The organism is Paenibacillus naphthalenovorans (assembly GCF_001465255.1).
Lineage (GTDB): Bacteria > Bacillota > Bacilli > Paenibacillales > NBRC-103111 > Paenibacillus_G > Paenibacillus_G naphthalenovorans.
This window is the reverse complement of the sequence record NZ_CP013652.1, coordinates 2,310,584-2,330,854: the sequence shown is the minus strand read 5'-3', so window position 1 is coordinate 2,330,854 and position 20,271 is coordinate 2,310,584. Positions and strand designations below refer to the sequence as shown.

At 53.2% G+C, this 20,271-nt stretch carries 22 protein-coding genes; 19 read left to right on the top strand and 3 right to left on the bottom strand.

Annotated features, from left to right (window positions below; genetic code table 11):
• Positions 1–204: 204 nt before the first annotated feature.
• From steA to IJ22_RS11635, 3 genes are read left to right on the top strand one after another with little or no spacing between them, the layout of a single operon-like run.
• Entirely contained in the window at positions 205–1,374 is a 1,170-nt protein-coding gene (gene steA, locus IJ22_RS11645) for a putative cytokinetic ring protein SteA (RefSeq protein WP_235594310.1), read from the top strand.
• A gap of 20 nt (positions 1,375–1,394) precedes the next feature.
• Complete coding sequence (locus tag IJ22_RS11640; RefSeq protein ID WP_062408926.1) at positions 1,395–2,105, top strand: glycosyltransferase family 2 protein; 711 nt, start codon at positions 1,395–1,397, stop codon at positions 2,103–2,105.
• On the top strand, positions 2,099–2,959 hold the full coding sequence (locus IJ22_RS11635; RefSeq protein ID WP_062408925.1) for a hypothetical protein: 861 nt from the start codon (positions 2,099–2,101) through the stop codon (positions 2,957–2,959). The genes IJ22_RS11640 and IJ22_RS11635 overlap by 7 nt, the downstream gene beginning before the upstream one ends.
• Positions 2,960–2,984: 25 nt before the next feature.
• Here the strand turns inward: IJ22_RS11635 and IJ22_RS11630 are convergent, their stop codons facing one another.
• Complete coding sequence (locus IJ22_RS11630; RefSeq protein ID WP_062408924.1) at positions 2,985–3,254, bottom strand: DUF2627 domain-containing protein; 270 nt, start codon at positions 3,252–3,254, stop codon at positions 2,985–2,987.
• A 149-nt stretch (positions 3,255–3,403) separates the two neighbouring features.
• On the opposite strand from IJ22_RS11630, the gene lpdA reads away from it, so the two are divergent.
• The 4 genes from lpdA (at position 3,404) to IJ22_RS11610 (ending at position 8,383) form a co-directional block, all read left to right on the top strand.
• Positions 3,404–4,828 carry a dihydrolipoyl dehydrogenase gene (gene lpdA / locus IJ22_RS11625; RefSeq protein ID WP_062408923.1) on the top strand — a complete coding sequence of 475 codons (1,425 nt, stop codon included), beginning with the start codon at positions 3,404–3,406 and terminating at the stop codon, positions 4,826–4,828.
• A 117-nt stretch (positions 4,829–4,945) separates the two neighbouring features.
• Complete coding sequence (locus tag IJ22_RS11620) at positions 4,946–5,956, top strand: thiamine pyrophosphate-dependent dehydrogenase E1 component subunit alpha (protein WP_054817765.1); 1,011 nt, start codon at positions 4,946–4,948, stop codon at positions 5,954–5,956.
• 5 nt (positions 5,957–5,961) lie between these two features.
• On the top strand, positions 5,962–6,942 hold the full coding sequence (locus IJ22_RS11615) for an alpha-ketoacid dehydrogenase subunit beta (protein WP_062408922.1): 981 nt from the start codon (positions 5,962–5,964) through the stop codon (positions 6,940–6,942).
• A gap of 76 nt (positions 6,943–7,018) precedes the next feature.
• Positions 7,019–8,383 (top strand): dihydrolipoamide acetyltransferase family protein, encoded by a 1,365-nt coding sequence (locus IJ22_RS11610; protein ID WP_062408921.1) that lies wholly within the window; start codon positions 7,019–7,021, stop codon positions 8,381–8,383.
• A gap of 21 nt (positions 8,384–8,404) precedes the next feature.
• Here IJ22_RS11610 and prli42 read toward each other — a convergent pair whose 3' ends face one another.
• The gene (gene prli42 / locus IJ22_RS26195) at positions 8,405–8,500 is read right to left on the bottom strand and encodes a stressosome-associated protein Prli42 (RefSeq protein ID WP_149917076.1); all 96 of its coding nucleotides are present in this window, start codon (positions 8,498–8,500) and stop codon (positions 8,405–8,407) included.
• Positions 8,501–8,570: 70 nt separating this feature from the next.
• On the opposite strand from prli42, the gene IJ22_RS11605 reads away from it, so the two are divergent.
• Both IJ22_RS11605 and IJ22_RS11600 read left to right on the top strand, forming a co-directional pair.
• The gene (locus IJ22_RS11605; RefSeq protein ID WP_062408920.1) at positions 8,571–9,710 is read left to right on the top strand and encodes a M20/M25/M40 family metallo-hydrolase; all 1,140 of its coding nucleotides are present in this window, start codon (positions 8,571–8,573) and stop codon (positions 9,708–9,710) included.
• A gap of 94 nt (positions 9,711–9,804) precedes the next feature.
• Entirely contained in the window at positions 9,805–10,956 is a 1,152-nt protein-coding gene (locus tag IJ22_RS11600) for a DUF3866 family protein (protein ID WP_062408919.1), read from the top strand.
• On the opposite strand, the gene mciZ is transcribed toward IJ22_RS11600, so the two are convergent.
• Entirely contained in the window at positions 10,841–11,110 is a 270-nt protein-coding gene (gene mciZ, locus IJ22_RS27200) for a Z-ring formation inhibitor MciZ (protein WP_074726787.1), read from the bottom strand. The genes IJ22_RS11600 and mciZ overlap by 116 nt on opposite strands.
• Before the next feature lie 137 nt (positions 11,111–11,247).
• Here mciZ and IJ22_RS11595 point away from each other — a divergent pair, with 137 nt between their 5' ends.
• From IJ22_RS11595 to IJ22_RS11550, 10 genes are all read left to right on the top strand, one after another.
• Entirely contained in the window at positions 11,248–11,811 is a 564-nt protein-coding gene (locus IJ22_RS11595; RefSeq protein ID WP_062408918.1) for an NUDIX hydrolase, read from the top strand.
• 1 nt (position 11,812) lies between these two features.
• Positions 11,813–12,994, top strand: a complete 1,182-nt coding sequence (locus IJ22_RS11590; protein ID WP_062408917.1) for an endonuclease Q family protein — start codon at positions 11,813–11,815, stop codon at positions 12,992–12,994.
• Positions 12,995–13,055: 61 nt separating this feature from the next.
• Positions 13,056–13,703 carry a stage II sporulation protein M gene (gene spoIIM / locus IJ22_RS11585; protein WP_062408916.1) on the top strand — a complete coding sequence of 216 codons (648 nt, stop codon included), beginning with the start codon at positions 13,056–13,058 and terminating at the stop codon, positions 13,701–13,703.
• A 240-nt stretch (positions 13,704–13,943) separates the two neighbouring features.
• On the top strand, positions 13,944–14,393 hold the full coding sequence (fur, locus tag IJ22_RS11580; RefSeq protein WP_054817769.1) for a ferric iron uptake transcriptional regulator: 450 nt from the start codon (positions 13,944–13,946) through the stop codon (positions 14,391–14,393).
• A 121-nt stretch (positions 14,394–14,514) separates the two neighbouring features.
• Positions 14,515–15,639, top strand: coding sequence for an alanine dehydrogenase (gene ald / locus IJ22_RS11575; RefSeq protein WP_062408915.1), 1,125 nt, complete (start codon positions 14,515–14,517; stop codon positions 15,637–15,639).
• Between the two features lie 73 nt (positions 15,640–15,712).
• Positions 15,713–15,955 carry a DUF4227 family protein gene (locus tag IJ22_RS11570; RefSeq protein ID WP_062408914.1) on the top strand — a complete coding sequence of 81 codons (243 nt, stop codon included), beginning with the start codon at positions 15,713–15,715 and terminating at the stop codon, positions 15,953–15,955.
• 90 nt (positions 15,956–16,045) lie between these two features.
• Positions 16,046–16,942: a site-specific tyrosine recombinase XerD gene (gene xerD / locus IJ22_RS11565; RefSeq protein ID WP_062410960.1), complete on the top strand. Its 897-nt coding sequence runs from the start codon at positions 16,046–16,048 to the stop codon at positions 16,940–16,942.
• 130 nt (positions 16,943–17,072) lie between these two features.
• Positions 17,073–18,248 (top strand): phosphopentomutase, encoded by a 1,176-nt coding sequence (deoB, locus tag IJ22_RS11560; RefSeq protein ID WP_074726790.1) that lies wholly within the window; start codon positions 17,073–17,075, stop codon positions 18,246–18,248.
• Positions 18,249–18,278: 30 nt separating this feature from the next.
• Complete coding sequence (locus IJ22_RS11555) at positions 18,279–19,106, top strand: purine-nucleoside phosphorylase (RefSeq protein ID WP_054817789.1); 828 nt, start codon at positions 18,279–18,281, stop codon at positions 19,104–19,106.
• A gap of 42 nt (positions 19,107–19,148) precedes the next feature.
• The gene (locus tag IJ22_RS11550; protein ID WP_062408913.1) at positions 19,149–20,000 is read left to right on the top strand and encodes a purine-nucleoside phosphorylase; all 852 of its coding nucleotides are present in this window, start codon (positions 19,149–19,151) and stop codon (positions 19,998–20,000) included.
• Positions 20,001–20,271 lie beyond the last annotated feature (271 nt).

The following is a 20,271-nucleotide window of genomic DNA, read 5'->3' as shown; positions in this document are numbered from 1 at the left end:
TAAAAAGTTTATATTCTTCACATCCAATCCATCACCCGATAAATCGAAATGATTTGTCGGGTGATTGGTTGATGGAAATCTAACGGTATCGAAAGAGGATGCCGTTTTTTTGCTGCATACTTGAAAGATGCATTGGGAACGTTAAAAGAAATATTGAAGGAGGCTTCACCCTTATGCAGCAAACAGACATCCTCGGCAAGGCGGATGCTTAGAAGACAGGTGCTGGTCACATGCGAAGAATCTGCCGACTATGGGGAAGCCTACCCGTCAATTTATTTCGTCGGAAAACGGGTGATTGTGATCATGAAATGGAATGGCACACCGGAACGTTGGCCCATGAAAGGAAAAGTGGAAGCGGACCGCAGCACGAAGCAGCTGTTGCAGAGAATTCGTCCAGGCAGCATAGCCGTTATCGCGCACGACGATTTGGACGAGTTGGCGGTACGGGGATTAATCGCTGCCAAGGTTAAGGCGGTGATTAATACAGGCAAAACCACTACCGGCACCTTCGCAAGCCGGGCGGGCTTATTGCTTCTTGATGCAGGGCTGCCGCTGCTGGAAACGGCTCCGGAATTCTTCGAGCTTTTAAGCGGAACCCCCGAACTCGTCATAACCGAGAACGGCATCGATCTGGGCCATGCCTTCCTTCCCTGCAAAAGATTCACCAGACAAATGTGGCTGGAGGCTTATCGTGCCGCACGAAAAGCGGAGCCCGTTCGGCTCCGGGAATTTATCGACAACACGCTTCGGTATGCCAATCAAGAGAAAGATTGGCTGATTGACCCGCTCACCTGCCTGTCTCTCCGAACGAAGCTGAAAGGGAAGCACGCCCTTATCGTCGTTAGGGGAAACGGATATAAGGAAGACCTGGCGGCTTTACATGCTTACATACAGCGAGAGGATCCGGTGCTCATCGGTGTCGATGGCGGAGCTGACGCGCTGCTTGAGCTCGGGTACGCTCCGCGGCTGATTATCGGGGATATGGATAGCGTGACGGATCGGGCTTTATGCTCCGGTGCCGAGCTTATCGTACATAGCTACATCGACGGAACAGCTCCAGGCTTGGAACGGCTGCACAGGCTGCATTTGTCGGGAGTGCTTTTGCCAAGCGGCGGGACCAGTGAGGACGCTGCGCTGTTGCTGGCTTATGACGGGGGATGCGAACAAATCGTTGCCGTCGGCCTGCACAGCCATATGCAGGATTTTCTTGAGAAAGGCCGTAAAGGCATGGGAAGCACTTGGCTTGTACGCATGAAGGTAGGCAGCAAGCTGATTGACGCCAGGGGAATCAGCCGGCTGTACCCGAACGGCGAGACAATGAAACCGCTCAGAATCGGCAGGGCTTGGCAATCTTTTGTTCGATCCTGGTTCTAGATTTACAAGGAGGGGCGAATGTGACGACACTTGTATCCGTCATTATTCCCGTTTGGAATGGAGCGGAACGTCTTCCCGCAACGCTGAAGGCGGTGGACCGGGTCATATCAACAATAGAAGGGGCGAAGCCCCGCGCGCTTAAGTTTCAGCTTATTGTCGTCGATGACGGAAGTGATGATGACACTAGAGCGGCTGCTTATCCGTGGGCGGATCTGGTTATCGGTTTTCCGGTTAACAGAGGGAAGGCGGCTGCGATGTCAGCGGGCTGCCGGGCTGCCGGGGGAGAAATTTTTGTATTTCTGGATGCGGATTTGGGAGAAACCGCATCCTGCTTTCCCGTATTGTTGGAACCGTTAGTCCAAAATCAGGCCGACTTGACGGTTGCACGTCTTCCGCAGGTCAACAAGCCCGCAGGCTTCGGACTGGTAAAAGGTCTCGCATCGCGCGGAGTGAAAGCTTTAAGCGGTTATTCATCGTTAGCCCCGTTATCGGGTCAGCGCGCGGTAAGGGCGGAAGTATGGAAGCGCTGTGGACGTGTTTACACCGGATTTGGGGTAGAAGTAGGCATGCTGATCGATACCGTCAAGCTCGGTTATCGTGTGATGGAGCTCGCTGTGCCTTTTGGCCATAGGGAAACAGGAAGGGATTGGGGCGGCTTTGTGCACCGCGGCAAACAGTTCGTTGCCGTCGGTCTCGCGTTATGGGAATGCTGGAGGAAACCGGTATGTTGACTGGTTTTGTCCTGGAGTGGATTTTGCCCGTAACGGCGCTGTTAGCTATCGGCCGCCTGCTTATGCCCGGCAGCTTGCGGTTTTTGCAGGAGCACGGGATTACCGAACGCAACTATACCGGGGACTCCATTCCTACAGCCGGGGGGCTGCTCATCTGGCTTCTTCTTCTGGCCAGTTTTGTCATAGACAATTTCACCGGCATTTGGAATCCGGATGCGGTATGGGTGCTCTCCCTGAGCATCATTTGCTTTGCGGGTTTTTTAGACGATGTGAAGGGCGATAAGCGAACCAAAGGCATACGCGGCCACTGGCTGGCGTGGAAGAGAGAACGCAGCATCACGACCGGAATCCTGAAAGCCGCGGCGGCCGGCCTGGCCGGTCTTCTTGTTCTGCTGCCGGACCAAGACAGCTTGTGGGACCTGCCGCGCCAGCTCCTGCTCGTGCTCCTCGCAACGAACGGCGTTAACTTGTTTGATGTCCGTCCCGGCAGGGCGTTGAAAATGTTTTTCTTTTTCATGGGGATGATCGGCTGGAGCAGCTTTCTTATGGCAACAGATGCAGCCCCGGGAGGGGCGCAGCTGTGGCATAATCTGGCGCCGGTCCTTGTCGGCGCGCTGCTGCTTGCTCCGCTTGACTTGAAGGGGCGGATCATGCTTGGCGATACCGGCGCCAATCTGCTCGGCTTTGCGCTTGGCATCGGCATCGTAAGACTGACGCCGGAGCTCTTTCAAGGGGCTGCCCTTGCTGTGTTCGTCGCCTTGCATATGTTAACGTGGCGCCGCTCTTTAAGCAGCTTGATTGAGACAAACCGGTTTTTGCGCTGGCTGGACGGTGCCGGACGGGAACGGGTATAACGAATGAAGGGACAGCCTTGTACGGCTATCCCTTTTTACGTTTTTCCCGAAATCTGGGGGCGACATAATTGTGCTTGCGGTCGCGAAAAAAAATCCATCCTCCGATAAAGGCGACCCCCACTCCGAATAAAATCAACCCGAGAATCATCTTGCCCCAGAGAATTCCCGGATCGGCAGCCGTTTGATCGAATTGGGCGAACCAGGCATCCTTCATGGCCAGAAATCCGTAGGTCGCCATCAGGCCCGGAATGACCAACAGCAGCATGGCGATAAATCGGTATAAGGTGACTTTCATGTGCGGCTCCTTCTTTTTCCGATAAAACGTTCTATGTCATTAACGTTACCATAACTTCAAGAACATTTCATGCCTTTTCACAAATTGGACTATATTTCTTGAGACGAATATGGTTAAAATAGAAGAATCATAGTTTCGGAGGGAATATAATGACGACGCATGCTTTTGATATCGTAGTCCTTGGCGGAGGCATCGGTGGTTATTCGGCAGCGATTCGCGCTGCTCAGCTTGGAAAGAATGTGGCCATCGTCGAACGGGACAAGCTGGGCGGAACCTGTCTTCACCGCGGCTGTATTCCGAGCAAGGCGCTTTTAAGGAGCGCGGAAGTGTATGCAGCGATGAAGGAAAGTGAGCGATTCGGGATTGAGGCCGACGGAGTCCGGGTCGATTTCGGAAAAGTGATCTCCCGCAAAAACGGGATCGTTGAACAGCTGCATAACGGACTTCAATATTTAATGAAAAAAAATAAAATTACCGTATATTCAGGAATAGGCAGAATCATCGGCCCTTCTATTTTCTCGCCGCGCAGCGGCAGTGTATCGGTGGAGCAGGAGGACGGGGAAATCCTGACGCTGGTGCCGGAGAAGCTGATTATTGCCACAGGTTCGCGCCCGCGGAGTCTTCCGGGTTTGGATACGGACGGGGTTCGCGTGCTGAACAGTGACGATGCCCTTCGTCTGGAGAAGCTTCCGGCGTCGGCTGTGATTATCGGCGGAGGCGTGATCGGAGTGGAATGGGCATCCATGCTCAGCGATTTCGGCGTTCAGGTTACGGTTGTGGAATATGCGCCGAGGCTCCTTCCGGGAGAAGACGAGGAGGTATCGCGCGAGCTTGAACGTCTGCTTAAGAAACGGGGAGTAACCGTAAGGACCGGTGCCAAGGTACTGGCCGATACGCTGCAGAAGAGCGATTCCGGAGTACAGCTCGCCGTTGAGCACAAGGAAGCGCGGCATATGCTGGAAGCGGAGATCGCACTCGTGTGCGTGGGACGTCAGGCCAACGTCGAAGGGATCGGCCTGGAGAATACCGACGTCAAAGTTGAAGGCGGCTATATTCGTGTCAACGACGTGATGCAGACGGCGGAGCTGCACATTTATGCGGTGGGGGACTGCGTCGGCGGCTTGCAGCTGGCTCATGCGGCGGGCCACGAAGGCATCGCCGCGGCTGAGCATATATGCGGGCATACAGTCCATCATTACGCTTCCCACCAGATTGCACGCTGCGTGTACTCGCGTCCGGAAACGGCGAGCGTCGGACTTACCGAGCGGCAGGCGATAGAACGCGGTCATCAAATCAAGACCTCCAAGGTGCACTTTAAGGCCCTTGGCAAGGCGCTCGTTTACGGAGAAAGCGACGGTTTTGTGAAGGTGATTGCCGACTCTGCAACAAATGATATACTGGGTGTGCACATGATCGGTCCTCATGTAACCGATCTGATTTCGGAAGCGGCGCTGGCGCAACTGCTTGAGGCGACGCCTTGGGAAGTCGGACAAACGATTCATCCGCATCCGACCTTGTCCGAAATATTGGGCGACGCCATGCTGGCCGTTGACGGGAAGGCTATTGTCGTTTAATCGTACTTGAAATATTGAAATTGTGTTCATAAACCAAACGGTTTATAATATATATAGTGTCAAGTACTAGCACCTGGTAATAATATTAGGTGATGATGATAAGGAGGCGTCTGCCCCATGTCCATCGGACAAATAACCAAACATCGGCAGCTTGGTTTGAGCGACGATCAAATCATTGAGATGTACACATATATGCTGAAGGCCCGAATGTTCGACGAGAGAGGGTTTGTTTTGCAGCGTTCCGGGAAAATTGCGTTTCACGTATCCGGCATCGGACAGGAAACGGCGCAGGTGGCTGCCGCATTCGCGCTGCAAAAGGGAAAAGATTATTTCCTCCCTTACTATCGCGATTACGGATTCGTTCTAACCATCGGAATGACGCTCAGGGAGCTTATGCTTTCGGTCTTCGCCAAGGCTGAAGATCCGAACAGCGGCGGCCGGCAAATGCCGGGGCATTTCAGCCATAAGAAGCTGAACATCGTCACGGGGTCAAGTCCGGTAACGACGCAGGTGCCGCATGCCGTAGGCTTTGCGCTGGCTTCAAAGATGAAGCGTCAAAACTTCGTATCGTTCGTGACATTCGGAGACGGTTCCAGCAACCAGGGCGATTTTCATGAAGGCTGCAATTTTGCAGGCGTACATAAGCTGCCGGTTATTTTCATGTGCGAAAACAATCAATATGCGATTTCGACCCCGCTTCACAAACAGACGGCCGGAAGCATTGCGGAACGGGCTGTCGGCTACGGATTTCCGGGTATCAAGGTAGACGGCCGGGATCCGCTGGAGGTGTACCGCGTGGTCAGGGAAGCACGCGAGCGGGCCATTCGCGGTGAAGGGCCGACATTGATTGAAGCGGTCATGTACCGCATCCCGCCGCATTCTACTTCCGATAACGATCTGCTTTACCGGACCAAGGAAGAAGTCGAGGAGAATCGTGCCAAAGACGGTCTCATTGGATTCAGGCGGTATATGATCGAATGCGGTGTATGGAGCGAAGAACGGGATGCCGAACTGATGGAACAAATCAAAGCGGAACTGACCGAGGCGACGAATTACGCCGAGCAAGCGCCGTTTCCGAAACCGGAAGATACGCTGCGGCATGTGTATGCCGATTCAGGGGAGGTATAATCATCGTGGCCGTCATAACCTATTTGGAAGCCATTCGTACGGCAATGAAAGAAGAAATGGAACGGGATGAAGATGTGTTCGTTCTCGGCGAGGATGTTGGCAAGGGCGGCGTCATGAATGCGACCAAAGGGCTGCGCGACCAGTTCGGGGAAGAACGCGTAATGGACACGCCGCTGGCGGAATCGGCCATTGCAGGAGTGGCGATTGGCGCGGCGATGTACGGCATGAAGCCTGTAGCCGAGATGCAGTATGCGGACTTTATTTTTCCTGCTACGAACCAGATCATCAGCGAGGCGGCTTTGATCCGCTACCGCTCCAACAACGATTGGAACTGTCCGATCGTCATACGCGCGCCTTACGGAGCGACAGGGGGTGGGGCCCTTTACCATTCGCAGTGTCCGGAGTCCGTATTTTTCGGCATTCCCGGATTGAAGATCGTTGCCCCGTCTACCCCTTATGATGCCAAAGGATTGCTCAAAGCGGCGATTCGTGATACTGATCCGGTTCTCTATTTCGAGCATAAAAAATGCTACCTGGGAATCACGGGCGAGGTGCCGGAAGACGATTATATCGTACCGATCGGCAAGGCCGACGTGAAACGGGAAGGCACCGATATTACGGTGATTTCCTACGGACTGACCGTGCAATATGCGATGAGAGCGGCGGAAGAGCTGGACAAGGAAGGCATCAGTGCGCATATTCTGGATTTGCGCACCCTTCAACCGCTTGATAAAGAAGCGATTCTGAAAGCAGCAAGCAAAACCGGCAAGGTATTAATTATTCATGAAGACAACAAAACCGGCGGAGTCGGCGCGGAGGTTTCCGCGATCATCGCGGAAGAGCTTCTGTTCGAGCTCGATGCGCCGATCATGCGGCTGTGCGCGCCCGATGTGCCGGCTGTAGGGATGAATCCTCCGATGGAGAAATTTTTCCTCTTGAATACGGATAAAATCATGGAAGCCATGCGGAAGCTGGCATTGTTCTAAGGCAGGCAGCGAGCCCTTTGAAGCTGACGTATTTAGCCGTCCTCCAGGCCGGCGTTTTCATAGGAGGTTATGCAGCATGAAGGAGAACATGAAGGGGACTGAAGTTACCGTTCCCCATTTGGCAGAGAGTCTGGTGTCGGCGACGATCGGTAAATGGCTTAGGCAGCCCGGGGATTACATAGCGCAATATGATGTGCTTTGCGAGCTGATTACGGACAAGGTAACGGTAGAGATGCCTTCGCCCATTGAAGGCAGGCTCGTTCGGCTTTTGGTGGAAGACGGGGCCACGGCGGCGGTGGGAGAAGCGATCTGTATCATTGAGGAGCCACAGCAGGCGGCTGACGGCGCCGCAGCAAACGGAGCGGCACAAACGGAACAGCCGGGCACTTTATCACGTCCGGCGGCGGAAGCCCAAAATCCGGGGTTGGGCGGCCGTTTCTCTCCGGCGGTGCTGAAGCTGGCGGTCGAGCACGGTATCTCTCTTGGCGATGTGCAGGGAACGGGGTTGGGCGGCCGTATTACCCGCAAGGACGTTGAAGCATTCATTGCTTCCGGGCGTGCAGCCGTCCCGGGATCTGTCATGCCGGCAGCCGAAGCGAATAAGGCCGCAGCTGCCGCAGCCGCAGTCGAGGGGGTATTTATTCCCGAGCCTCCGAAGGTGCCTGTCCGCTCGACTGGCATTCATTTGTCGGAGAATCCGCCATTACCAAAGATCGAGGTGGAAGGACATTCTCTGGAAGGCCGCGGAGAATATTTGATCGACGTGACGCCGATCCGCAACACCATCGCGAGCCGAATGCGTCAAAGCGTGACGGAAATTCCTCATGCATGGACGATGATCGAAGCGGATGTCACGAACCTGGTGCTGCTGCGCAACAAGGTCAAGGATGAATTCATGAAGCAGGAAGGCATCAACTTGACTTATCTCGCGTTCCTGCTTAAAGCGGTTGTGAGCGCCATTAAGGATTATCCGATCATAAACTCGGTTTGGGCCGTCGATAAAATCATCGTCAAACGGGATATCAATATTTCCCTTGCCGTAGGCACTGAGGATTTCGTGGTTACGCCTGTCATCAAGAAGGCTGATCAAAAAAATATTGCCGGCCTTGCCCGGGAAATCGACGAGCTGACCCGGAAGGGAAGAACCGGCAAGCTGACGCTTAACGATTTGGAAGGCGGCACGTTCACGGTCAACAACACCGGTTCGTTCGGATCGATTCTTTCCTATCCGATTATCAACTATCCGCAAGCTGCGATTCTAACCTTCGAGTCGATCGTAAAGAAGCCGGTCGTTATTCAGGACATGATCGCCGTTCGTTCCATGGTCAATCTATGCCTGTCCCTTGACCACCGTATTCTGGATGGGGTGATCTGCGGCCGGTTCCTGCAGCGTGTCAAGGAAAATCTGGAAGCTTATAACCAGGATACGAAGCTATACTAGAACTTGCTTGGCAACAACATTCTATAGCAGCATCCCCACGGTGAAGAGCAGCGTGGACAACAGCATGGATATGATCATCACATATACGATAATCTTGAAAATAAGTTTGTTTTGCATAAGATTCAACTCCTGTTCATGGGAATACTATAATGATATTGTAACTCATGCGTAGATTGGAGGAAAGCGAATGATTAATCAAGAGCGATTAGTGGCTGAATTTATCGAGCTTGTCCAGGTAGATAGCGAAACGCGTCATGAACAGGAAATCAGCCGGGTGCTGAAAGAGAAGTTCGCAGCGCTCGGCCTTAAGGTGGAAGAGGACGATACGGCGGCCCAAACGGGTCACGGATCGGGCAACCTGATTTGTACACTGCCGGCATCGCCGGGCAAGTCCGCGGCGGCCAAGCTTTTCTTCACCTCGCATATGGATACGGTCACTCCGGGCAAAGGCATTAAGCCCCAGATCGGCGAGGACGGGTACATACGCAGCGACGGGACGACCATTCTCGGAAGCGATGATAAAGCGGGATTGGCTGCAATGCTGGAAGCGATCCGTGTGCTGAAGGATAACCAGATCGAACACGGTCAAATCCAATTTATCATTACGGCCGGAGAAGAATCAGGCTTGCTTGGCTCCCGCGCCATGGACGCCAAATGGGTGGATGCGGACTTCGGCTATGCGCTGGACTCCAACGGTGAGATCGGGGCCATTGCCGTTGCCGCTCCGACCCAGGCCAAGGTGAACATCACCTTCTGGGGACGTTCCGCACACGCGGGGGTGAATCCGGAGGACGGGGTCAGTGCGATTACGGTGGCCAGCAAAGCGATCTCCCGCATGCCGCTTGGCCGAATCGATAAAGAAACAACGGCCAACATCGGCCGCTTTGAAGGCGGTGTGGAGGGAGCAACCAACATCGTAGTCGAGAGGGTTCGACTGGAAGCCGAAGCTCGCAGCATTACACAGGAGAAAATGCTTGCACAGGTGGAAAGAATGCGCAAAGCGTGCGAAGATGCGGCTGCGGAGATGGGGGCGAAGCTCAACTTCCAAAGCGAGGTGATTTACCCCGCCTACATGTATGACGAATCGGCTCCGGTCGTCAAGCTGGCAATGAAGGCACTCACCAACTCCGGCTGCACTCCGCGTACCTTCCATTCCGGCGGCGGCAGCGATGCCAACATGTTTAACGGCATGGGAGTTCCGACCGTTAATCTGGCGATCGGGTATCTGGACATTCACACCACGAAAGAACGCATCGCAATAAAAGACCTGGTAAAAACTTCCGAAGTGGTAGTAAACATTATTCAGGAAGTTGCTAAGGGACCATAAAGCCGTCTTGGGAAGAACCACTCGCATGAAGAAACGTGCCGGGTGGTTTTTTTATGGATTCTCCGACGTAAGTTGTATTGTAGGAGGTGTTCCAATGGGTTTGATGATGAAGAAGGGGGTTGTTACGGATGCGGATGGTCATGAGGCATTGCCGGACGCTAAAATTCAAATCGTTGAAGTAAGGCAGCCCGATGGGGTGACGGCCCGGGCTATTCACGATTTGTCCGTCTTTCCCAGGCTGGCCGTAGGGGATACCGTGCTGATGAATACGACGGCAGAAGAGCTTCAATTAGGCACGGGCGGCTACCATTTTATTCATGCGGTACTTGAGCCATCTATGGAAGCAGCGGAACCGGGACCGGGCCATATTATGAAATTGCGCTACACGTCGCTGCAGCGCGCGGTGCTTGCGGCAGAAGAGCCTGATAGTCCGCATCATGAGACGCTGGCCGGCCGCAGGACGCTGGAGGGGATGCCGGTGCTTCTCGGGGAACTGCACAGTATGCTGCCTGTGGCGGTATGCTGGCTGCGTCATCTGGCCAATCAAGCGCAGCCCGGGACCAAAGAACTCAGGATTGCGTACATCATGACGGACGGCGGTGCTTTGCCGCTTTCTATCAGCCTGCATGCCGCCAGATTATGCGGCCTGGGCTGGCTTGCCGGTACGATTACCTACGGTCACGCCTATGGCGGGGATCTCGAAGCCGTCAATAAATATACGGCGCTGCTTGCAGCAAGACATATTCTGCAGGCAGATATCGCCATAGTTATTATGGGTCCGGGGATCGTTGGGACAGATACCGTTTACGGGTACAGCGGGATGGAGGTCGGAGAGCTGATCAACGCTGTCCATGCCCTCGGAGGAACGCCCGTCGCCATTCCGCGGATCAGCTTTGCCGATCCCAGGGAGCAGCACCGGGGGATCAGCCGGCATACGCTGACGGCACTAGCCGTCGCTGCCCTGGCACCATGCAGCCTGCCGCTGCCGCTGCTCCGGGATCCCGGGAAAATCATGCTGCTGAAACGGCAGATGCAGCAGTATGAGCTCGACCGGCTGCACCGCGTTCGCTGGACGGAAGCTCCCTCCGTGGATGAATTGGATGCTGCGCTGGAGCTTTACGGCAGGCCGGTCACTTCGATGGGAAGGGGATTACATGAAGACCCTTCGTTTTTTGCAGGAGTTTGCGGTGCCGCTTCCGTTGCCTATCGGCAATGCTTGTATGGACAGGACAGACAGGACGAATAAGCCGGTTCTTCAGCTCAGCGGCGCTTCTTGCGTTCAAAAATGCGGTTAAAGGCTGGTCGGCCGACAAGGTTCCCAGCATCATTTTCAAATATTGTCTTACTTCCCATGCCTTGCCTACAAGACGCAGCTGACCGTTGCCAACATAGGTTTTCATAGTGTTTTCCCCCAAGCTTTGATAGGTTGATATAGTTCACCTTATGCGAGAGAAAAAGCGAGTATGACTTGAATTCATGGTATAATAAATCGATGTCTTATAATAAAATAACCAAATGGTAAGAAAGGAATCCGGTCATGACTTCAATTTCCCATAAAAAATTTGAAGAGGTCACTATCTCTACCCGATCTGTATTCCAGGGAAGGATCATTTCTCTCCAGGTGGATACCGTCAAGCTGCCGAACGGGTCGGAGGCGACCCGCGAAATTGTGAAGCATCCGGGAGCCGTGGCCGTACTCGCCATCACCCCCGATGATCGGATGCTTGTCGTAGAGCAGTACCGCAAGCCGCTCGAAAAAAGCCAGATTGAAATCCCCGCAGGTAAATTAGAACCTGGCGAGAAGCCGGAAAACTGCGCCCGTCGGGAACTGGAGGAAGAAACCGGCTACACCAGCGCTTCGCTTCAGCTTCTAAGTTCATTCTATACATCTCCCGGCTTTGCCGATGAGATCATTCATCTGTATGTAGCCCAGGGCCTGACCAAAGGGGAGGCCCAACCGGATGAGGACGAGTTCCTTGAGATCGAAGCCATTACGCTCGAGCAAGCGCAGCAGTATATGGCTGAAGGGCGGATCAGCGACGCGAAGACGATCATGGCGATATATGCCTGGCAAATGTATAAACTGACAGGGAAGTTCTGATATGTCACTGCAAGATTATTATGCCGACCTTCATATCCATATCGGACGGACGGAAGAAGGAGAAGCGGTCAAAATCAGCGCGGCGAAAAATCTGACGTTTTATAACATTGCTCAGGAAGCCTCGGAGCGCAAAGGTATCGATATCGTTGGCATCATTGATTGTCATTCGCCCGGAGTGCAGCGGGAGATGGTGCATTATTTGGAACGGGGCGATATGGAGGAGCTCGATGGCGGAGGCATCCGGTATCACCATACAACCATCATCTTAGGCTGTGAAATCGAGGTGCGGGATCCGGGGTTGGGCACGGCTCACCTGATCGCATATTTGCCCAAGCTTTCCGACATGCTGCAGTTTACGGATTGGCTCGGTAACTATATGAAGAACGTGAATCTGAGTTCTCAGCGCATCTATACTACGGCCCGTGAACTGCAGCGGGAGGTCATCGATCGTGGAGGGCTGATGGTGCCCGCCCACATTTTTACACCGCACAAGAGTGTGTACGGCAGCTGCTCCACCCGGATGGAGCACCTGCTTGATCTGGACGGTATCGCGGCGGTAGAGCTGGGCCTGAGCGCGGATTCGGTGATGGCGGGGTATATCAGCGAGTTGGACCGATATACGTTCCTGACCAACTCCGATGCGCACTCTCTGCCAAAGATCGGGCGTGAATATAACAAGCTTGCGCTGGAGCGCCCGACCTTCGATGAACTGCGCAAAGCGCTGAATAGGGAAGAGGGACGTCGGGTGCTGGCGAACTACGGTTTGAACCCGCGGCTGGGCAAATACCATCGGACTTACTGCAGCAGCTGCAATCATATATTGGACGAACAGCATGCCATCGCGACGGAGCGCTGTCTATACTGCGGCAGTACGAAGCTCGTCAACGGGGTCATGGACCGGATTCTGGATATCGCCGATCGGGACGAACCCGTCATTCCCGCTGACCGTCCGCCATATCATTACCAGGTTCCGCTTGAGTATATCCCCGGCCTCGGTCCCAAGACGCTTCATCGGCTGCTCGCCCGTTTCGGCACCGAAATGAATATGCTGCACCGGGCTGCGTATGAGGAGCTTGCGGAAGCCGCAGGCGAGACCATCGCCCGCTATTTGACGGATGCACGCTCCGGAAAACTGCGGCTCGCAACGGGCGGAGGCGGCAAATACGGGAAGGTGGAAGCCTGAAGTCATAATGGGAGGCGCTTTTTCATATGCTCTAGTAATCGGACAAGGGGGGCATGGCAGCATGTTGCGCAACCGAACGCTAGAGCAATATATGAAGGAGCATTTGTCGCTGTATATTTTTGTCGGTGTAATTTTCGTAACAGGAGTCGTCTTTGGCGCCGTCATGGTAAACGCCCTCTCGCTGGAGCAAAAGCAGGAGATTACAAGGTATCTCGGCAATTTTTTTTCCATTGTAACTCAAGGCGGTCTGGAAAGCGGGACGGCTTCCTCCATCAAGGAGTCTTTCACCATGCACATCAAATGGGTCCTGATCATCTGGCTGCTCGGACTATCCGTTATCGGACTGCCGCTTATTCTTATTCTTGACTTTCTGAAAGGCGTGCTGATTGGATTTTCGGTCGGTTATATGGTGGGCACGCTTTCCTGGAAAGGGCTTTTGTTCGCGCTGGTTTCGGTCGTTCCGCAAAATTTGATTGTCATTCCGCTGCTGATTATTTGCAGTGTGTCCGCGATTTCGTTTTCCATTCTTCTGGTGAAAAACCGGTTTATCAGCCGAAAAGGCACTCTTTACGAGCCTTTTATGCGGCTTTCCGGGACCATTCTCGCTTCCGGTTTCATGCTGATCGGAGTCGCTGTATTTGAAGCCCATGTTTCACCTGTCATGATGAAATGGGTTGCACCGATGCTAATCACAATGCCGCCCTCTTGAGGATAGGGCTAAAAGGTTTGACTTTCTTGCGTTTCACCTCCTATAATGTAAGCATAAGAATCCTGTAGTTAATGCTTATGAAAGGTTTTGCTGCGCAAAACCGAAAGCATTGCTTACGAGTAAGGTTTTGTTGTGCAAAACCCAAAATCACGGCTTACAAGTAAGGCTTTGCTGTGCGAAACCCGAAGCGTGGGCTTACGAGTAAGGTTTTGCTTTCACAAAACCCGTAGGGGGAAAAGCATGGAATCTCGCATCGAAAAAATAAAGCAGCAGCTTCAGTCTCAAGGCTATAAGCTGACACCGCAGCGTGAAGCGACCGTCCGGGTGCTGCTTGAGAACGAGGAAGACCATCTGAGTGCGGAAGATGTCTTCATGCTCGTAAAGGATAAAGCGCCGGAGATTGGCCTTGCTACCGTATACCGGACACTGGAACTGCTAAGCGAGCTGCATGTGCTCGAGAAGATGAATTTTGGCGACGGCGTGGCACGGTACGATTTGCGAAACGACAGTACTCATCATCATCATCACCATCTGATATGTGTGCAGTGCGGAGCCGTGGACGAAATTATGGAAGATTGGCTTGGCATGCTCGAGGAACGGCTGGAGCGGGAGTTCCGGTTTCAAGTACTCGATCACCGGCTGGATTTCCAGGGCATTTGTCACCGCTGCCGGGATAAGAACAAAACATGAACCCGAAACCTTCGGCTTGAGTATCGATTCAGGCTGAAGGTTTTTTGCATACTTTACATATTCACACCATTATGACAAATCCTATATAGTACGTTTTGTCGATGAGGGAGGAGATTGACTCATGATCATAGGAATACCGAAGGAAATCAAGAGTAATGAGAATCGGGTGGCCTTGACACCCGGAGGGGCAGCAATGCTGAAGGCGGCAGGTCATACCGTTCTCATTGAAACGGGAGCGGGTGCCGGCAGCGGCTTTTCTGATGAGGATTATGCCAAAGAAGGCGCCGTGCTGATCCCGGAGGCGGCCGAGGTATGGGCGAAGTCGGAAATGATCATGAAGGTGAAGGAGCCGCTGCCTCAGGAATTCATCTATTTTCGTGAAGATTTGACACTCTTTGCCTATTTGCACTTGGCGAACGAACAGCTGCTGACCGAGGCCCTGGTCCGCACCAAGATGACGGCCATCGCCTACGAAACGATTCAAATGCCCAACGGCAGCCTACCTCTTTTGACGCCTATGAGCGAAGTGGCCGGCCGGATGTCGGTTCAGGTGGGGGCTCAATTCCTGGAGCAATTTTACGGAGGACGGGGCATCCTTCTTGGCGGCGTACCGGGTGTGCCTCCTGCGGACGTGATTATTCTGGGCGGCGGGATCGTTGGCACCAACGCCGCCAAAATGGCGCTGGGTCTTGGAGCCAATGTCGTTGTGATTGAGAAAAACGCCGACCGGATTCGCTATCTGGACGACGTGTTTCACGGACGGATTCGAACACTCATGTCCAATCCGTACAATATTGCCAATGCGGTGCAGAAGGCGGATCTTTTGATCGGCGCCGTTCTTATCCCCGGTGCGAAAGCGCCGAAGCTGGTCACAGAAGAAATGGTAAAACAGATGAAGCCGGGGGCTGTCATTGTCGATGTGGCCGTCGATCAGGGAGGCTCGATTGCCACCGTAGACCGGGTGACTACGCACAGCCAGCCGACATACGTGAAGCACGGCGTGATCCATTATGCCGTTGCGAATATGCCCGGGGCCGTGCCGCGGACGTCTACCCTCGCTTTAACCAATGTGACGATCGCTTACGCTTTGGAGCTTGCCGGTAAGGGAGTCACCCGGGCGTTATACGGTAACGGGCCATTAAAGCACGGCGTGAACACGTATCGCGGTCATGTGACTCACAGCGCCGTAGCGGAGGCCGCAGGCTTGCCGTACACAGGTCTTGATACGCTTTTGCCTATTAGCTGAAGAAAGCGGCGACCCGCACATAATCGCGTCCGAAAGATCATAGTCTTTTAGAGGAAAGGGGAGAGTACAGGCTATGATCTTTCATATTCGTATCCGTAAGTGGATGGGCCGTATGCGATTCATGCTGTTGTTTCTGGCGTTCACCTTTGCGATGTATCATATACTGCTAATGGTCACCCGTTTTATTGAGCCCATGCCCAAATACAAAGCGCCGGCTGGCGGAGCGGTGAAGGTGTTTCATAATGAGCATGCTGCAATATTCCCGTCTGTCAGTATGGGAGAGCGGCTGAAACTTTTTTATTGGATCGGTGAATAAAAATGCTGTGACGAGGCAGGAAATCCCCCCTTTTTGTTGAATTTTTATGTAATACTGCAGCTTGACAACACAGAAGGGGATCAGGCTCTCATGAAAAACGATTTGAAATCGTTTATCCGATTTTTATCTGAAGAACGAGGCTTAGCCCAAAATACGCTGGACTCTTATGAACGCGACTTGCAGCAATACATCCATTTTTTGGAGCAATCAGGCGTTCATTCGCTGAAGGACAGCGGGAAGGTGAGCATTTCGTCTTACCTGCTTAAGTTAAAACAGATGGGGCGGGCTACGGCAACGCTTTCCCGTAATATGGTATCCATCCGTTCGTTTTATCAGTACATGGTGAAAGAACGGATGCTGGAAAATGATCCTTCCATGCATATGGAGACTCCGAAGCTGGAGAAGCGGGTACCCAAAGTGCTTTCCGTTTCCGAGATGGAGAGGCTGCTCGAATCGCCGCCGACGTCAACGCCCAACGGGATGCGAGATAAAGCGATGCTGGAGGTGCTTTACGCCACCGGGATCCGGGTATCGGAACTGGTCTCGCTTGATGTGGACAGCGTGGACCTGACGGTCGGGTTTATTCGCTGCGTAGGTAAAGCCAAGGAAAGAATCGTTCCGCTGGGAAGCATCGCTTCCCAATATGTAGCGGAATATATCGAAAAGATGCGTCCGAAATTGCTGAAAAAATCCAAGGACGAGGAAGCGCTGTTTATCAATCATTTGGGAACGCGCATGACAAGACAGGGGTTTTGGAAAATCATTAAACGATATGCTGTGGAATCGGATATCCAGATGGAAATCACGCCGCATACCCTTCGTCATTCGTTCGCCGCTCATCTGCTGGAGAACGGGGCTGACTTGCGTTCTGTTCAAGAAATGCTCGGCCATGCCGATATTTCCACCACGCAAATTTATACCCAGGTGGGACGGGGCAAAATGAAAGACGTTTACAACCGCACCCACCCTAGAGCCGGAATTAAATAACGGCTGATTCGCCCGCCTTTCGTGTGAACGGAAGACGGGTTGTTTCCATTCGGCGGCTTTTGCAAAAGCCACTATGGTTTGCGATAATAAGCTCATGAGTTAGTCATCTAAAAAGAGAGGTGGGGCAGGTTTGAAATATAAACGCATGGCAGTGATTGTATTGGACAGCGTAGGCATCGGCGAGCTTCCTGATGCAGCGCGTTTTGGAGATACCGGAGCTCATACCCTGGGGCATATTGCGGAGCGGGTGTCCTCGCTGAGATTGCCCCACATGCAGCGGCTCGGGCTGGGGAATATTGCTCCCTTGCAAGGAATTCCACCGGCAGAGAAGCCGCAGGGATACTACGGAAAAATGGCTGAGGTATCGGTCGGCAAAGATACAATGACCGGGCATTGGGAAATCATGGGGCTGAAGGTAGAGACCCCCTTCAACGTATTTCCTGACGGATTTCCGGCAGAGCTGATCGAACGTTTTGAGAAAGAAACCGGTCGCAAGGTCATCGGCAACAAAGCGGCTTCCGGCACGGAGATTCTGAATGAACTCGGTGCCGAACAGATGGAGACGGGGGCATGGATCCTCTATACTTCCGCCGATAGCGTACTGCAGCTGGCGGCCCATGAAGAAATTATACCGCTGGAAGAACTGTACCGCGGCTGTGAAATTGCCCGGCGCTTGACGCTGGATGAACCCTATGCCGTCGGCCGCGTTATCGCTCGTCCGTACATAGGAAAGCCCGGAGCTTTCACGCGGACGCCGAACAGGCATGATTATGCCGTTAAGCCTCCTGCGCCTAACGTTATGAATCTGCTTAAGGATGCGGGATACGACGTGATCTCCGTAGGTAAAATTAACGATATTTTTTCCGGGGAAGGGGTCACGGAATCGAATCCCACCAAGAGCAATCTGGACGGTATCCACAAGACGATAGACAAGCTTTCGCAGGCTTTCGAAGGGCTGCTGTTTACGAACCTGGTCGATTTCGATTCCTTGTACGGGCATCGGAGAGATCCCGAAGGATATGCGAAGGCCTTGAACGAATTCGATGATTGGCTGCCGAAGCTGATGGAGCGGATTGGCGAAGAGGATTTGCTGATTTTGACCGCGGACCACGGGAACGATCCGGTTCATCACGGAACCGATCATACCCGGGAATATGTTCCGCTGCTGGTATACAACCCGGCTTTTCAATCGGCGGGATCGCTGGGCGTTCGTCATACGTTCGCCGATATTGCAGCTACGATTGCCGATAATTTTAACCTGACCGCCGTGAAGAATGGAACAAGCTTTTTAAACGATTTACAATAAACGACGAAGATGAAGGGAGCGTGTTTGTTCATGGAACAAAACGCGTTGCTGCAAAATATTAAAGAGGCCGCTGAATATATCCGCAGCAAATATCCGATTGAACCTGAAATCGGTCTGGTGCTCGGCTCCGGACTGGGCGTGATCGCGGATATGGTGCAGGATGGCGTGGTGATTCCTTATGAGGATATTCCTCATTTTCCGGTGTCTACCGTGGAAGGACATGCAGGCGAGCTGCTGCTGGGCACGGTTAGCGGGCGCCATGTCTTGTTGATGAAAGGGCGCTTTCACATGTATGAAGGTTACAGTGTCGAGACGGTTTCCTTCCCCATCCGGGTCATGAAGGCGCTAGGCGTTAAAATACTGCTTGTCACCAATGCGGCCGGGGGCATTAATACTTCTTATAATGTGGGCGATTTGATGCTGATTAAGGACCATATCAACTTTACGTTCCGCAACCCGCTGATCGGCCCCAATCACAGCGAGCTTGGTGTCCGTTTTCCGGATATGTCCGAGGCATACAGCCGCCGGTTGCGCGATATAGCCAAGACGGTAGCCTCCGAGCAAGGGCAGAAGCTTCAAGAAGGCGTCTATATCGGTCTGTTGGGGCCATCGTATGAAACACCGGCTGAAATCCGGATGATGCGTACGCTCGGCGCAGACGCCGTGGGCATGTCGACGGTAGCTGAAGTGCTGGTCGCCCGCCATGCAGGCATTGAGGTACTGGGTTTCTCCTGCATCAGCAATATGGCTGCAGGCATCCTGGATCAGCCGCTGTCCCACCAGGAAGTGATGGAGACGACGGAGCGGGTGAAGCAAACGTTCTTGAAGCTTATTGTAGGTATTATTCCGCGCATTTAGCGTTCCGGTCTGCGTCTGACATTGAAAGGAGAGGTGAAAGCAATGGAACCTTATTATGCAGAACACATCCAGGAGTCTGCTCAATGGATCAGCGATCGGATTGACCGCCGTTCGCTCGATATCGGTCTTGTTCTCGGCTCCGGTCTTGGCGACATGGCCGCCCAGGTAGAGGATGCTGTCACGATTCCTTATGAACGCATACCGCATTTTCCGGTTTCTACGGTAGAAGGACATGCAGGCCAGTTCGTCATCGGCAGGCTCGAGGGCAAATCCGTCATCGTCATGCAAGGGCGCTTTCACTATTATGAAGGTTATTCAATGAAAAAGGTTGTATTTCCGATCTATGTCATGAAGCAGCTGGGGGTCCGATCTTTGGTTATCACCAATGCGGCCGGGGGAATGAATCGAACATTCCAAGCTGGTGATTTAATGCTGATCACCGATCATCTGAATATGACCGGTGACAATCCGCTTATCGGCATCAATCATCCTGAACTGGGGCCTCGGTTTCCGGATATGTCTGAAGCTTACAACAGGGAATACCGTGCATTGGCTAAACAAATTTCAGAACAAATAGGGCATGAGCGCAATGAACCTGTACGGTTGCAGGAAGGCGTCTATGCCGGAATCAGCGGCCCGAATTATTTGCATCCCGCCGAGCTGACAATGCTGGCCCGGCTCGGAGGAGACGCCATTGGCATGTCTACCGTCGGCGAGGTCATCGCGGCCAGTCATGCCGGCCTGAAGGTGCTCGGCATCTCCTGCATCACCGACATGGCGATTGGAGAGGAGCTCGAGCCGCTTACGCACGAGCAGGTGGTCGCCGTAGCGAACCGGACGAAGCCGGTATTCATCGAACTGGTCTGCCGGTTTGTGCGGGAGGTCAGTGTGTAATTGGGGAGCCGCTGCGGAGGCATGCATTCCCATCGAAGACTGCTGTAAAGCAATAACCTGGCCACCGGCCAGGTTATTTTGCCTAAAATCAAGTAAAGGCGCTCTCCGAGAGCTGCCAATGGGGACGCCTTTTTTAAGGTTACTTCGATTTTTTTGCGCCCTTATCGCTTGTTCTTGTCGTTGTATTTTGATTGGCATGTCCTTGTTGTTTAGCGCACATCCGGGACACCTCCCCTGCAAGAAGCATTCTTCAGCTTTCATATTATGGCTT

What these genes read in the sequence shown, in the direction of transcription:
- IJ22_RS11635 (WP_062408925.1), top strand. Translation starts at nt 2,099, where the DNA reads ATGTTGACTGGTTTTGTCCTGGAGTGGATTTTGCCCGTAACGGCGCTG.
- mciZ (WP_074726787.1), bottom strand. Translation starts at nt 11,110, where the DNA reads ATGAAAACCTATGTTGGCAACGGTCAGCTGCGTCTTGTAGGCAAGGCA.
- lpdA (WP_062408923.1), top strand. Translation starts at nt 3,404, where the DNA reads ATGACGACGCATGCTTTTGATATCGTAGTCCTTGGCGGAGGCATCGGT.
- IJ22_RS11605 (WP_062408920.1), top strand. Translation starts at nt 8,571, where the DNA reads ATGATTAATCAAGAGCGATTAGTGGCTGAATTTATCGAGCTTGTCCAG.
- IJ22_RS11555 (WP_054817789.1), top strand. Translation starts at nt 18,279, where the DNA reads ATGGAACAAAACGCGTTGCTGCAAAATATTAAAGAGGCCGCTGAATAT.
- IJ22_RS11550 (WP_062408913.1), top strand. Translation starts at nt 19,149, where the DNA reads ATGGAACCTTATTATGCAGAACACATCCAGGAGTCTGCTCAATGGATC.
- IJ22_RS11610 (WP_062408921.1), top strand. Translation starts at nt 7,019, where the DNA reads ATGAAGGAGAACATGAAGGGGACTGAAGTTACCGTTCCCCATTTGGCA.
- spoIIM (WP_062408916.1), top strand. Translation starts at nt 13,056, where the DNA reads ATGTTGCGCAACCGAACGCTAGAGCAATATATGAAGGAGCATTTGTCG.
- xerD (WP_062410960.1), top strand. Translation starts at nt 16,046, where the DNA reads ATGAAAAACGATTTGAAATCGTTTATCCGATTTTTATCTGAAGAACGA.
- prli42 (WP_149917076.1), bottom strand. Translation starts at nt 8,500, where the DNA reads ATGCAAAACAAACTTATTTTCAAGATTATCGTATATGTGATGATCATA.
- IJ22_RS11600 (WP_062408919.1), top strand. Translation starts at nt 9,805, where the DNA reads ATGGGTTTGATGATGAAGAAGGGGGTTGTTACGGATGCGGATGGTCAT.
- IJ22_RS11620 (WP_054817765.1), top strand. Translation starts at nt 4,946, where the DNA reads ATGTCCATCGGACAAATAACCAAACATCGGCAGCTTGGTTTGAGCGAC.
- fur (WP_054817769.1), top strand. Translation starts at nt 13,944, where the DNA reads ATGGAATCTCGCATCGAAAAAATAAAGCAGCAGCTTCAGTCTCAAGGC.
- steA (WP_235594310.1), top strand. Translation starts at nt 205, where the DNA reads ATGCTTAGAAGACAGGTGCTGGTCACATGCGAAGAATCTGCCGACTAT.
- IJ22_RS11590 (WP_062408917.1), top strand. Translation starts at nt 11,813, where the DNA reads ATGTCACTGCAAGATTATTATGCCGACCTTCATATCCATATCGGACGG.
- IJ22_RS11630 (WP_062408924.1), bottom strand. Translation starts at nt 3,254, where the DNA reads ATGAAAGTCACCTTATACCGATTTATCGCCATGCTGCTGTTGGTCATT.
- IJ22_RS11595 (WP_062408918.1), top strand. Translation starts at nt 11,248, where the DNA reads ATGACTTCAATTTCCCATAAAAAATTTGAAGAGGTCACTATCTCTACC.
- IJ22_RS11570 (WP_062408914.1), top strand. Translation starts at nt 15,713, where the DNA reads ATGATCTTTCATATTCGTATCCGTAAGTGGATGGGCCGTATGCGATTC.
- ald (WP_062408915.1), top strand. Translation starts at nt 14,515, where the DNA reads ATGATCATAGGAATACCGAAGGAAATCAAGAGTAATGAGAATCGGGTG.